The organism is Methanoregula sp. (genome assembly GCF_049686655.1).
GTDB lineage: Archaea > Halobacteriota > Methanomicrobia > Methanomicrobiales > Methanospirillaceae > Methanoregula.
This window is the reverse complement of sequence record NZ_JBAVIG010000067.1, coordinates 46,768-58,593: the sequence shown is the minus strand read 5'-3', so window position 1 is coordinate 58,593 and position 11,826 is coordinate 46,768. Positions and strand designations below refer to the sequence as shown.

Genomic DNA, 11,826 nt, shown 5'->3' with positions numbered 1-11,826 from the left:
CCGTAAACACGATCCTGTACGTGTTCACCAGTTTTTTATACAACCAGCTGACAGGATCTTGTATGGCGGACACGGGAAAGCTGACATGGCCGGTCAAGCGCGAGGACGATTTCCTCCGTATTGTCGCATATATCACAATTGCAACGGTACTCATATTTGCCATCGACATCGGCACTCCTCTCGGGGTGATGATCTGGATCCTGTATCTCATCCCCCTGTTCCTGACCGTGTACCTCAGCTGGAAATATGCACCCCTGGTGTTAACCGGCGTGTTTGTTCTCCTTATGACTGCGAGTCTTTTCCTCTCCCCGCGTGATATATCGGTAGAGTATGCGCTGATCGACCGGGTCTTCTTCGCGCTGGTATTGATTATCGCCTCATTTTTCATCAAGGATTACGTATCGAATGTCGAGGTGCTTGTCGCAAGCGAAGAGCGGTACCGCGCTCTCATTGAGTGGTTGCCTGAAGGGATCGTTGTATACCGGGAGGAGGGAGGAATCGCGTTCATAAATCCTGCCGGCATCCGGTTGCTCGGAGGAGATCACGGAGAAAACCTGACAGGCAGCGATATCATCAGTATGATCGATCCGGGGTTTCAGGAACTATTCCGTCAGCGGGTTGCGCAGGCTGCCCTCGGTGCACGGATGAACCTTGATAAAGTCCGGCTCATAAGGATGGATGGACGCGATGTGACCGTCGATATGTTTCTTGGCAGAATATCCTGGGATACAGGCGCGGCGGTACAGATTGTTATGAGAAATTCCTGAGGCAGCCGGAGGAGACCGTCATCCTTTGAACCTGTAGTATTTTCTCTGGGGCAGGCCGGTCATGTAGATGGAATCATCGCTGGGATCGTACATCCAGCTGGTGGTATTGCCCGAACTCTCCCGCAGAATGATCAGTCCGTTGTCTGGCCGTGACCAGGTCCCATTCGTAACCCGGTCACCCTGACCCAGGTAAAAACTCCGGCTGAAGAAGGTCTGGTTTTCATATAATATCACGTGCAGGTCGGAAGCCGGCAGTTCGCCGCCAACCCACTGACCTATCACCGGGTCCGGTCCGTTCCGGAGGATGTGCACGCCGGGTAACTGGATACAGCCTGCTGCCAGCAGTGTGACCGTGATGATCAGGACGACGGGGATCCCGGCTCGCATACTGGTGAGTGAATGATTCTGATATGTTTAAGCTTTCGATACCGGCGGGAATGTTCAGCCTGTCCACCGGACTCCTTCGCGGGATCTCCTCTTGGATCATGGATGACCATATCGGACCTCCCGGTTCCGGAAGATTGCGGCAAAAATGGTCGAATCATCAGCCTATTTATAAGAGGGGTTCCAACATAAGTAATAGTTCACAATAGTGAACATGGTGAGATACATGAACGCAGACCAGACGATCACAGCTGACAAAACTATCCGCTCCGGATCCCCGGATGGATCGATCTGTGCTTATCCCGGAGTAACACGGGAGAAGCAAAGGGACCTGTTCAGCGGTGTCAGGAGCGCCGGGCAGTATTGTTGCCCCGGACTGCATGCAACCGTCGCACTACAGGAACGGCTGAAACCGAAGATGCACCACCCCGGATCAGCGTTTGGTATGTGTCAATAACCACGTCGCCATTAAACTCACGTCCCACGCACACCCTGCAGACCCACGCACCCATCCTGGTCCGGTACGCCAGAACTCTATACCCGATAAATCGCCTCATGCAGAAAATCAGGGTGTACCCCCGGAGGACTTGTCCACATCCCCCGGGGGTATCAGGTAACCGGTGATACCGGTTTTTCCGTACGTGCGTTTTTTTCGTTTTTCCTTATTTCGTTTTTCCCTATAACGACAGGTCATATGTTTCACGATGATCCGGATACCCCATCGCAAATACGAACCTGTCCGGATTATTAAAAAATTGTAGCAGGTGCGGGACATATTCGTAGGTTGAGGGACAAAGAGAAAAAAACAAAACAAAAATAATGAAACAAAATTTGTAAAATCCAGTCAGATTTATATTTAGTCATAAAGAGATAATCCTCGATCATACTACCGGGAATGTCGTGGCTCCTTTCCATTACCATCCAGCCGATCACTGCAGTGGTGCCGGATGTCTTGTTTACCGGAACCCCGGATAATTCCCCGAGGAGGATTGTACGAATCACCCAGCTGAACCATCTTTTTTACCTGTTCATTGCAGATCATCTGCTGCACGTCGGTACTGCCAGTGCTATTCGCGGTGCTGCACCTACTATATCCGGCATGACAAAGGTAACTGGTTTCAGGACGACCGGTGTTTCAATTACGAACGTGGCCGGTACGAACATCGTGCTGACACCGGTGAATTCGCACCTCCTGCGGGCACCATAGTGAACGTTGGAGGCGATGCTCCCCTGTATCGGCCGGATGACTTCTCAGCATCCGGGAATTACTCGTACGGGTAAGGGAACAGCTGGAGTGGCTGAACAGGAGATCCTTTGTGCAAATTTTTGCGTTCCTATCACTCATATCGTCAATCCTCGTATTAGCCCTGGGGATCTTTGTATACTCCACAAACCGGAAAATACCACTCAACCAGGTCTTTTTATTAATCTGCATGCTGGCCTTTTACTGGACGTTCATGGAATCCATGCTTCGTGACGCAGACACCATCTCTTCCGCATACGTATGGATGAAGCTGACCTTCCTCTGGGTTTTTTTGCCTGCAGCCGGCCTTCATTTTATCCTGTTATTCACAAAATCCGATCTGCTCCGCAGGGGAAGATGGATCTATGTTCTCGTCTATGCCCCTGCTGCATTCTTCAGCATCATTGAACTGACCACAAACCAGATCATCACCACGCCGGTATTGAAATACTGGGGGTACACGTACGGCTATTCGCCATACCCCCTTCCGTTTCTTGTCGAACTGGTGTGGGTGTTCGGGATACTCGTGGTATCTGTGCTCATCTGCATCCGTTATTATTTCCTGGCCCCCGGGATACGGGAGAAGAACCAGACAAAATTTATTCTTACCGGTTTCAGCGTTGTCATAATCGCCGGTTTCATGAGCCAGGTGATATTTCCTGCGTTTAAGATCATGATCCCGGAATCAGAGACCATTTTTTTCCTGTTTTTCTCAGGTATGATCGGGTACGCGATCCAGAAACACGAACTTTTTGTCATAAATCCTGCAATGGCAGCAGATAACATTGTCTCAACCATGACCGACTCGCTGATCCTGCTCGATAACAGTCGCACGATCATTTCGGTAAATGAGGCAACGCTGAAGATCTTACGGTGCCATGATAAGGACCTCATCGGCCGGCCCTTTTCTGCCATTTTTTCCGATCCCCGGGAATGTGATGCCATCCTGTCGACAATCGCCGGCACCGAGCCTGTCACCGATCTCGAAACTGCGTACCGTTCAAAAGGGGGAACAATAATCCCCATCAGTTTTTCCGGGTCGGTGATAAGAAATGCAAACGGTGAACGTACCGGTATTGTCTGCATCTCACGGGATATCACCCGGCGCAAACTGCTGGAGGAATCACTCCGGGAGAACGAGAAGCGGTTCCGTGACCTTGCAGAACTCCTCCCCCAGACTATCTTTGAAATAGATTTACAGGGAGGACTCTCGTTTGTCAACCGCGCCGGGCTGGATATATTCGGTATCGATGACGAGATGATCCGGAAAGGAGTAAATGTCCGCGAATACCTGATCCCCGAAGATTTTGAACGCATGCGCAAAGGACTGGAGCGCGTCATGTCAGGTACACCGTCTTCAGGAGAGATTTATCATCTGAAGAGGCTGGACGGGACGCAGATGTGCGCCATCGTATATACGGGACCCATCCACCGGGACGGCATAATGACCGGGTTCCGCGGCATAGTCCTCGATATCACCGACCGGGTAAAACTTGAAGTGGCTCTTACCGAGAACACCGAACTGCTCACCGGTATCCTGCAGGCATCTCCGGTGGGTGTGTTCCGGCTGGACTCCTCCGGGCAGGTCATATTTATCAACGAGACCTTCACCAGGATTACCGGCATCCCGTTTGAGACGATCCGGGGGACATACTGGGCAGATTTCCTCCCGCAGGCAGACCGGGATCGCGTGCTTAGGGATATTGGAGAATCCATCAGGAAACGAAGAACGATCCGGCTTGAGGCCCGGTACATCTACCCTGACGGAACTCTGTACTGGTTGTTCAGCCAGACCGTCCCACTCATTGATAATGAGGGCAGGCTTAACGGGTGGGTCGGCACGATCACGGATATCACCGAGCAGAAACTGGTCGAAGATGCACTCAAGGAGAGCGAGGAAAAATACCGGGCACTCACGGAGAATACCCCGGACATCCTCTTTTCTACGGATATGGACGGGATTATAACCTATGCCTCTCCGCAGGTCAATAAATATGGGTACCTTGAAGAAGAAGTGATAGGGAAATCGCTGCATGTTCTTGTCCATCCGGCGGATATCCGGCAGCTGGAAAGCAAGATGTCCACGGAACTGGAAAAAGGTGCCCAGTTCGTTTTCCGGTTCAGGATCCTGGATAAATGGGGTAATGTGTACTGGTGTGAGGAGAAAAGTTTTCTCCGGCTCGACCTCTCGGGAAAACCGATCGGGATTTACGGGATCCTGCGAGATGTCACCGAGGGAAAGCGGATTGAAGATGCAATTGAGATCGCCAATAAGAAGCTGAACCTGATGAACCAGATCACCCGGCATGATATCCTCAACACGATCACCGGGTTACTCGGATGCGTGGACATGGCAAAAGCCACAACCAGACCTGAATTGAAGGACCAGCTGCTCAATGATATAAGGGATCTGACCCGGGTAATCCAGCGCCATATCGCGTTTACCCGGGAATACCAGGAAGTCGGCGTTCACCTGGCTCAATGGCAGAATGTCAACGACGTTATCAAAAAAGTACTGCAGAATTTCGAAAAATCCGGTATCACCTTTTCTTCAGACTTCGAAAAGATGGAGATCTATGCGGATCCTTTGCTGGAAAAAGTGTTTTACAATCTTGTGGATAATGCAATCAGGTATGGAGAAACGCTCACGACCATATCGATCTATCCCACCATCTCCGATACCGGTTTCTCGCTGGTTTTCGAGGACAATGGGGTCGGGGTTGAAGCCGGGCAAAAAAGAGAGATCTTCAAACGGGGTGTGGGAAAGAATACAGGCATGGGCCTTTTCCTGACAGCAGAAATTCTGGCAATTACCGGAATATCCATTGAAGAGAACGGGATTTTCGGGAAGGGGGCCAGGTTCGAGATACGGATCCCGAATGGTACCTGGCGGTTTCCAAAAGATTGAAAAATGTGCTCTGTAGAAATCATTACGAAGAGGAACGCTATCAGGTGTTTCACCTCAGCCGTTGTGGCAACCGCTTAACGGGTAGTTCCTGCAGCATCGCAATGCTCAGGGGTAATGAAGGGGGACAGGCACTGTCCCCTCCTCTCAAAAATATAATCCAACACTATTTGTTCCAGCACAAGGATTTCTCCAAGGCAAAAAATGGAAAATATTCCTGCCAGGAATTTTCAATGTATTTTTACCAAAAATTTCACAAGGTCAATAGTGTATCTTTAAAAAACCGTTTTTTAAGACCCATTCCTGAGTGCGGTCGCGAACCGGTCGCGGATCTGCTCCGGGCTTAAGGGAATGTTTGGCACCGGGCTGTTCCCGGGCAGGATCCGCACATGGATGAACGCCGGGCCGTCCCCGTCAGCGTCCTGCAGTGCGCTGCTGAGTTCTCCCGGTTCGTGGACTGTGCTTGTCTTGTCAAATCCTGCGGCCCTTGCCATGAGGGCAAGGTCGGCCGTATCGCAGCCCGGGCGGGGCTGGTTGCCGGTACTGCCAAAGACCCCGTTGTCGAGCCCGACGATCGTGAGGTTTTTTGGCGCGGCTGCACCGATCACCGGCAGGATCGATGAACCGAGGAGGCTTCCGTCACCGTCAATCACGATCACCCGCCTCTCCGGCCGGACGCTGGCGATCCCGAGGCCAATCGCCGATGCCTGCGTATAGCTCCCGAGCATGTAGAAGTTCTCCCGCCGGTCTTTTGCTGCATAGAGCTCTTTGGAGGGTACACCGATGTTCGAGACCAGGACTTCACCGGTGGTCCGGGCAGCGATCGTCTTGATCGCATCGAACCGTGTCATTATGGGTGTTTTCCACTCCCGCGTATAGGTGAACGTAACCGGGCGGCATACGGTTGTGCCGGTGGCAGGGGAGTCCGGTGAACACCCGGTCTCATCAAGGCACCCGGGCCGGACCAGGATCACATGCGGGGTCCGTTTCTTATATGCAGCGGCAACGGCATCGCCGATCTCCGTTGTCCGGTTCCGGTCGGAGATTATCGTGCAGGGAATCCCGGCCGCAGCGAGGATCCTGGGGAGCGGGCGGTTGAAGGGGATCTGGGCCGGGATCGCCTCGTTCGTCCCGCCCCTCCAGCTGGCGAGGATCGGGAGCGGGAGGCCGAACGTAGTCGTGAGCGACAGGATCGCATTGAGCATGTTCCCGAGGCCCGAGCTCTGGAGCGCGACCAGCGGCCGTGCCCCGGCAAGGTACGCCCCGGCCGATATACCTACCCCGTCTTCCTCCCGGGTCAGTCCGATATGCCGGAACTCCTCCGGAAGCCTGAAGAAGAGCCCTTTTGCCCGGTCGCAGGGGATGGCGCAGACAAGGTCGATCCCCTGCAACTTCAGTTCGTCGATGATCTGGTTCTCATCCATGGTGCCTGGTCCATTCCATTAGTTGTGCCATGACGGCATCCCGCGGCTCATCCGGGCGGATAACCGCGGAGGGGCTGACCGGGTGGAGGGTGAAGTCCTCACGTATCCGCTCGTATCCCCCACCCGTCAGGTTCAGGAGAATATGATCGCCTGCCCCGATGATATCCTTTTCTACTGCCTGGACGAGCGCCGCGGTGGCGATCGCGGCGGCGGGGTCGGGATCGATCCCGACGGTATCCCGGATCAGCTTCTCTGCGTCCGCCCCGCATGCGTTAGAGATACCGTACATGATTCCTCCGGTTGCCTCCAGTGCGTCAAAGAGGCCGCCGCGGATACCATAGGGCGGGCTCCGGTTCGTCAGTACGTCGGACATGACCTTCCCGATGCTCTCAACCGCATCAGGCATATCCTCCGCGGGAACGATCTCGCGCCGGTGTGCAGCCCATGCGGACACCATCGGTGTGAACGGTTCGTTCTGGGCCAGGTGGAGCCGGGGCAGCCGGTCCCCGTACGAGCCATCGCGGATGAGGCGCATCGCAGCTTCCCACGCGGCGATCGCACCCGTACCGCTCCCCACGGCCTGGAAATAGTGATCGGGGATCCGGCCGGTGGTCACGGCGGCATCGAGCATCACCGTGCCCATACCGTCCCGCCGGGCTACGTTCTTTGCCCCGCCTTCCGGGACACACCCGGGCACTGCGGCAAGGGCGTTGCTGAGAACGATTGCATCCAGGTAATCTCCCTTCACGGCGACAAGGAAGATATCATGTGCCGGCTCCGTGGTCCAGAGCCGGGGGACAGCCTTCTCCGGGATCACGATGACGACCGGCCTTTTACATCTCGCTGATAGTTCGGCAAAGGCCCTGCCGGTATTGCCGGCCGATGCGATGACAGGGATCTTCCCGCCCAGCTCCTGCAGCCGCTGCATGGTGGGTGATGCCTCGAGTTCCTTGAAGGAACCGGTGGAGAGTTTTGCTCCCCGCTCGGGAAAATAACCGGAAAACGAGACCGAGAGCCGGGTGAGCCCGAGCTCGCGGGAAAGTTCATCGCAGGTAAACGTTACCGGCCCGCCGGAGGGGAGGAGAGGGGCGGTGACCGGGAGCCACTCAAGGTACCGGTATATCCCCGGGTGGGGAGCCAGGCAGAGTTTCCGGCTGCAGTACTCTGTCCGGAGCAGGCTGTCGTGGCCATGCGGGCAGGAGAGGAGGGAGATATCCTCTGCGATCTCATCTCCGCCAACGCACCGGAGCTGGTACTTGGGTATCAAGCCACCATCTCACTGTATCCTGATATCTTCAAGCCTGACATGTAAACCTGTCTGCTTTTTCAGCACCATATTCACGACTGCAGTGTGCGACAGGTCCATCATGCAGTAGCCCGGCAGGAACCGCTGCCGGGTCCCGAGAACCGGCGGCTTTTGTATCACATGGGCGATGCCTTCGAACGCATGGACATGGTAGGCCTGAACATCGTGGACCTTCACCTGCCCGTTCCGTGCTGCAAGCGGGCCGACCGTGTGGCATTCGAGCACACCCGTTACAGGGTTTGCGGAGATCACGTCAAGGGCATGGTAGACCGGGCACCCGGGGCCTGCAGGGCGGCCCATGACGATCTCGCCGGGCCGGATGTCCCAGCGCTCGACGAGGTCTGCCCGGAAAGGGACTATGAACTTGCGGGCCGAGGGCTCGCCGGGAAATGCGGTTAGTACGAAATCATACCGGTTTCCCAGCACGTCGCTGCCGGAATATGCCGTCCTGGCTGCGGACCCGGTTTTTTCCAGGGAATAGAACGGGCAGTCTGCAGGGGCCTTTTCACCGGCAGCGATCCGCGCCTCGAACTCCCCGCAACGGGCCGATCCGCAGGCGCCGCAGTCCCTGCCCGGGGGAACCCACGCCATGATCAGTCGCCCCGGTAGATGTTGTCCGCCTCGTCGAGCGGGCGGATGACGCCAAAGTGGTGCTGCCACCCGATCTCCTTCTTACCCACGCAGATGGTGCAGACCCCGAGCGGCGGTGTCCCGCGGAGGGTGATCGTATCAGCGTCGGCGATATCAGGGTGTTTTGTAATTGCCTGCATCAGGTAGCGCATCCCGGTACCCTGGATCGCATTGGTCTCGATGATATCGATATTCTGCGTGACCATCCGTATGCATTCCCGGAACACCTCCTTCTCGGCCTGCGAGACAAGATCTGTCTTCGTGACGACCGCTGCATCAGCGAGCGCGATCATGGGAGCCATCTTGAGCGGTGCGTTACTCCCGGAGACCGCAGAGAGGACCGCGATACCAAATGACTGGGTGGTGTAGGGCGTGCAGCGGAGGCAGAGGCCGGCACTCTCAATAATGAGGATACCGGCACCGAGCCCTTCAGCCCACCGGATCGCATCCCGCATGATCATGATGCCCATGTGGTCCGGGCAGAGATCGCCCGAGTATACCTTGCGGGTCGGGATGCTGAACTCCTCGCGGAGCTCTTCGTCCTCAAACGCCCTGACCACATCGATCTTGAGGAAGGCCGGGTTCTGTGTCTTCCGGAACTCACGGATTATTTGCCGTATAACTGCGGTCTTCCCGGCACTCGGGGGGCCGGCAACAATGACGAGCTTCATGCCGGTGCAAACGGGTTTTTCCGGGGCAGCTGATCGCTTTTGATCAGGTCGCCGGCCCGGATCCTCTCCCGGAGTTCTATGAGGAATGCATCGATACCGGAGATATGCGATACCATCTCCCTCTCGGCACCGTCGGGTACTATGACGTCAGTAACTGCACCGTTCTTCATAATGATCCGCCGGTCGGTGATCATGGCGAGGAGCGGGTCATGGGTGACGAAGATGACCGCCTTGTGGTAGTGTTTCAGGCACCGGATCACCTTCTCCTTGAAGATGCCGGCGTTCTCCACTTCGTCGAGGAGGAGGATGGGGGTCTGCCCGATCAGGATGGCGTCAGCGATGAGGAGCGAGCGGGTCTGCCCCCCGGAAAGCGAGGTCATCCGCATGGACTCGGCGATTTTCTCCCCGGTAAATTCGTTTGCAAGCGTAACAGTCCTGGCAATCAGTTCGAGCGCGTCCGTGTCCCGGGCCTTTATGTGCAGGGCGAGGAAACGCTGGACCGTGAGGTCGGCGATGACGCGGGTGTTCTGGGTAATGAGGGCGATGGGTTTCTTTGCCGGGTCCCGGACCATCTCGTCCGACGGTGGGTGGCCATTGATCAGGATGGATCGGCCGGTGATTGTATCTCCCTGGGCAAGCACCTCAATATCATTGACAAAGGCTGATTTGCCCGACCCGGTAGAACCGACGATCGAGAGGGTATCACCGGGGCAGAGGGTGATCCGGTCGAACCCCTCCTTCTCCCCGCACCGGTTGGTGCCGGGAAGTACGGTGAGTTCCCTGAACTGTTCGCTGCGCATACTTAGGATACCTGTATATGTGCACATATAACTTTCCAATTTGCCAAAAAAATTATCCTCATAGTAACAATTATAATCTTTAAAGTGATACATAAAGGATAATATGCTCTCAAAGAGGATTTTCGAGACGGATTTCACCACGGCGCTGAACGAGGAACTGGAGCGGAAGAACCTGTCGGTAAAAGAGCTGGCAGAACTGACCGGCATCCCGGTTTCGACCCTCTACAAGGTCACGGTGGGAGAACGGGACCCGCGGCTTTCGACCGTCAGGAAGATCGTTTCGGTGCTCGAACCCGGGCACGAGAAGTTCATTGCGCTGATTGCTGCCAGGTTCCTGCTCGAATCCCTGGAGATGCGGGAGACCGAGGTGAACGGGAAGAAGTTCCTTATACGGGGGTATTCCGCCAACTCGCTGGACGAGTGCATCATTGCCGCAGCCCGGGCGGAAAAGGACGGGGCATCCGCGATCGTTTGCGCCCCGATCCTTGCGTCCATCGTAGAGAAGATCGTCGATATCCCGGTTGCGATGCTCCGCCCGGAACTCTCCGTAGTCAGCGAAGCTATTACCAGTGTTGCAAAGAAGATCGGATGAATTATGGCACAGGAACCCTCATCGATCAGGATCGGCCACCTTTCCACAATGTACCATACTGCATTCCTGCTCCGGGGAACCGACCTGCTGGACCGGGAGGGCCTCACGGCGACGTGGAGACTCTTCCCCTCGGGACCGGATATCATCAGCGCCATGCAGCGCGGAGACCTCGACCTCGGGTACATCGGACTTCCCCCGGTAATCATCGGTATCGATAAGGGCCTCTCCCTTGCCTGCATTGCCGGCGGACATGTGGAAGGGACGATCATGATCGCGGGACCGGGAACCCGGACGCTGGGGGAATCGGGAGACATGAAGGCGTTCCTCTCCCAGTTCTCCGGCAAAGCGATCGGCACCCCACCCCGGGGATCCATCCACGATGTGATCGTGAACGAGCTCCTGCGGGAGCACGGGATCAGCGACATCACCGTGAAGAACTATCCCTGGGCGGATTTCCTGTCCGATGCCCTCCAGTCGGGGGAGATCGCTGCCGCTGCCGGGACGCCGGCTCTTGCGGTGACCGCACGCAGGTACGGGAGCGCACGGCTCGCAATCCCGGCCGACGAGCTCTGGCCGTTCAACCCGAGCTACGGCATCATTGTCACAAGGGCGATGATGCAAAAGAAAGACCTGCTCACCCGGTTCCTTACTGCCCACGAGGCGGCCTGCGAGATGATCCGGCACGACCCCGCGACCGCGGCGGGTGTCGTGGCAAAAACGACCGGCATGGTGGACCCTGACTTCGTTATGGAGACGTACCGGATCTCCCCGAAGTACTGCGCCGCACTGCCCATGGAGTACGTCAGGTCAACGATGAAGTTTGTCCACACCCTGGAGGCGCTCGGGTATATCTCCAGGCCAATTAACGAGGAAGAGATCTTCGACCGGTCGCTGATCGCGGCTGTTCACCCGGGACCGCACCATTATAATGCGGGGATCAGCGGATAGAGACGTATCTCTTTTCCGGAATTTTCAGGCCTCTGGGAAATCCTTGTTTTGGAGATTGTAATTTAAGACAGGGAGGACAGTGCCTGCCCCAGCTCACGTTCCCTGTGCATTGCGATGTTTTGAGGGAATTACCTGTCGGGAGTTATCGCATCCGGG

The 11,826-nt window shown here is 55.9% G+C and carries 11 protein-coding genes; 5 read left to right on the top strand and 6 right to left on the bottom strand.

Going from position 1 to position 11,826, the window contains the following annotated elements; all coding sequences use genetic code 11:
* Window positions 1–62: 62 nt before the first annotated feature.
* Window positions 63–767: a PAS domain S-box protein gene (locus WBL42_RS09740; RefSeq protein ID WP_424721078.1), complete on the top strand. Its 705-nt coding sequence runs from the start codon at window positions 63–65 to the stop codon at window positions 765–767.
* Window positions 768–785: 18 nt separating this feature from the next.
* On the opposite strand, the gene WBL42_RS09735 is transcribed toward WBL42_RS09740, so the two are convergent.
* On the bottom strand, window positions 786–1,154 hold the full coding sequence (locus WBL42_RS09735; RefSeq protein WP_424721077.1) for a hypothetical protein: 369 nt from the start codon (window positions 1,152–1,154) through the stop codon (window positions 786–788).
* Between the two features lie 892 nt (window positions 1,155–2,046).
* Between WBL42_RS09735 and WBL42_RS09730 the strand changes: the two genes are divergently transcribed.
* Both WBL42_RS09730 and WBL42_RS09725 read left to right on the top strand, forming a co-directional pair.
* A complete protein-coding gene (locus tag WBL42_RS09730) occupies window positions 2,047–2,358 on the top strand; it encodes a hypothetical protein (RefSeq protein ID WP_424721076.1) in 312 nt (103 codons plus the stop codon).
* A 109-nt stretch (window positions 2,359–2,467) separates the two neighbouring features.
* The gene (locus WBL42_RS09725) at window positions 2,468–5,302 is read left to right on the top strand and encodes a PAS domain S-box protein (RefSeq protein WP_424721075.1); all 2,835 of its coding nucleotides are present in this window, start codon (window positions 2,468–2,470) and stop codon (window positions 5,300–5,302) included.
* Window positions 5,303–5,589: 287 nt separating this feature from the next.
* Here WBL42_RS09725 and comE read toward each other — a convergent pair whose 3' ends face one another.
* The 5 genes from comE to WBL42_RS09700 are packed head-to-tail and all read right to left on the bottom strand — an operon-like array spanning window position 5,590 to window position 10,130.
* Window positions 5,590–6,723: a sulfopyruvate decarboxylase subunit beta gene (comE, locus tag WBL42_RS09720; protein WP_424721074.1), complete on the bottom strand. Its 1,134-nt coding sequence runs from the start codon at window positions 6,721–6,723 to the stop codon at window positions 5,590–5,592.
* Window positions 6,716–7,990, bottom strand: coding sequence for a cysteate synthase (locus WBL42_RS09715; protein WP_424721073.1), 1,275 nt, complete (start codon window positions 7,988–7,990; stop codon window positions 6,716–6,718). The genes comE and WBL42_RS09715 overlap by 8 nt, the downstream gene beginning before the upstream one ends.
* A 9-nt stretch (window positions 7,991–7,999) precedes the next feature.
* Entirely contained in the window at window positions 8,000–8,620 is a 621-nt protein-coding gene (locus tag WBL42_RS09710; protein ID WP_424721072.1) for a (Fe-S)-binding protein, read from the bottom strand.
* 2 nt (window positions 8,621–8,622) lie between these two features.
* A complete protein-coding gene (locus WBL42_RS09705) occupies window positions 8,623–9,330 on the bottom strand; it encodes a GTP-binding protein (protein ID WP_424721071.1) in 708 nt (235 codons plus the stop codon).
* Window positions 9,327–10,130 (bottom strand): ATP-binding cassette domain-containing protein, encoded by an 804-nt coding sequence (locus WBL42_RS09700; RefSeq protein WP_424721070.1) that lies wholly within the window; start codon window positions 10,128–10,130, stop codon window positions 9,327–9,329. The genes WBL42_RS09705 and WBL42_RS09700 overlap by 4 nt, the downstream gene beginning before the upstream one ends.
* Window positions 10,131–10,233: 103 nt before the next feature.
* On the opposite strand from WBL42_RS09700, the gene WBL42_RS09695 reads away from it, so the two are divergent.
* Together WBL42_RS09695 and WBL42_RS09690 are read left to right on the top strand one after the other, a co-directional pair.
* A complete protein-coding gene (locus WBL42_RS09695; RefSeq protein ID WP_424721069.1) occupies window positions 10,234–10,722 on the top strand; it encodes a helix-turn-helix domain-containing protein in 489 nt (162 codons plus the stop codon).
* Window positions 10,723–10,725: 3 nt separating this feature from the next.
* Entirely contained in the window at window positions 10,726–11,670 is a 945-nt protein-coding gene (locus WBL42_RS09690) for an ABC transporter substrate-binding protein (RefSeq protein ID WP_424721068.1), read from the top strand.
* Window positions 11,671–11,826: the final 156 nt, after the last annotated feature.

Bases quoted from the DNA above. Each gene is read 5' to 3' on its own strand.
- WBL42_RS09740 (WP_424721078.1), top strand. From the start codon at position 63: ATGGCGGACACGGGAAAGCTGACATGGCCGGTCAAGCGCGAGGACGAT.
- WBL42_RS09735 (WP_424721077.1), bottom strand. From the start codon at position 1,154: ATGCGAGCCGGGATCCCCGTCGTCCTGATCATCACGGTCACACTGCTG.
- WBL42_RS09730 (WP_424721076.1), top strand. From the start codon at position 2,047: ATGTCGTGGCTCCTTTCCATTACCATCCAGCCGATCACTGCAGTGGTG.
- comE (WP_424721074.1), bottom strand. From the start codon at position 6,723: ATGGATGAGAACCAGATCATCGACGAACTGAAGTTGCAGGGGATCGAC.
- WBL42_RS09710 (WP_424721072.1), bottom strand. From the start codon at position 8,620: ATGGCGTGGGTTCCCCCGGGCAGGGACTGCGGCGCCTGCGGATCGGCC.
- WBL42_RS09705 (WP_424721071.1), bottom strand. From the start codon at position 9,330: ATGAAGCTCGTCATTGTTGCCGGCCCCCCGAGTGCCGGGAAGACCGCA.
- WBL42_RS09700 (WP_424721070.1), bottom strand. From the start codon at position 10,130: ATGCGCAGCGAACAGTTCAGGGAACTCACCGTACTTCCCGGCACCAAC.
- WBL42_RS09695 (WP_424721069.1), top strand. From the start codon at position 10,234: ATGCTCTCAAAGAGGATTTTCGAGACGGATTTCACCACGGCGCTGAAC.
- WBL42_RS09690 (WP_424721068.1), top strand. From the start codon at position 10,726: ATGGCACAGGAACCCTCATCGATCAGGATCGGCCACCTTTCCACAATG.